The organism is Xanthobacter autotrophicus (assembly GCF_030015065.1).
Classification (GTDB): Bacteria; Pseudomonadota; Alphaproteobacteria; order Rhizobiales; family Xanthobacteraceae; genus Xanthobacter; species Xanthobacter autotrophicus_D.
In genome coordinates, this window is the sequence record NZ_JAIVFN010000417.1 from 1 (window position 1) to 447 (window position 447).

The 447-nt window shown below is 69.4% G+C and carries 1 protein-coding gene; it reads right to left on the reverse strand.

Annotation, left to right across the window (positions count from 1 at the left end; translation table 11 throughout):
- Nucleotides 1-447: putative Na+/H+ antiporter (locus tag K9U40_RS23815; protein WP_282892524.1), on the reverse strand; the 447-nt coding region annotated here is incomplete at both ends.

The following is a 447-nucleotide window of genomic DNA, read 5'->3' on the forward strand; positions in this document are numbered from 1 at the left end:
GGCGGTGAGCGTGCCGCCGATCGACACGTTCACGAGCAGCACGCCCAGGGTGAAATATTTCGCGCGCTCGGGGATCGCCCGGCGGAATGCCACGGGGGCCAGCAAAAGCGCCGCAAGCGTCATCGCCGCCGGCTCGGTGATGAGCGAGCCCAGCAGCGGCACCACCGACAGTCCCAGCCACGCCAGGGCGACGGGCTGCGCCACGGGCAATCGCCGCGCGATGGCACCGATCGTGCGGTCCACCGCATCCAGGATCGGGCGCGATGCGGCCACCACCATCACGACGAAGACGAACAGCGGCTCGGTGTAGTTGCGCGATTCCGCGTAGGCGAGCGCAGCGCCGCCGCCCTGCAGCAGCGCGAGCGCCGCGATGAGCACGATGGCCCAGAAACCGAAGACCACTTCCACCTCGCCGAGCAGGTGGAAGTGGTCTTCGGTTTCTGGGCC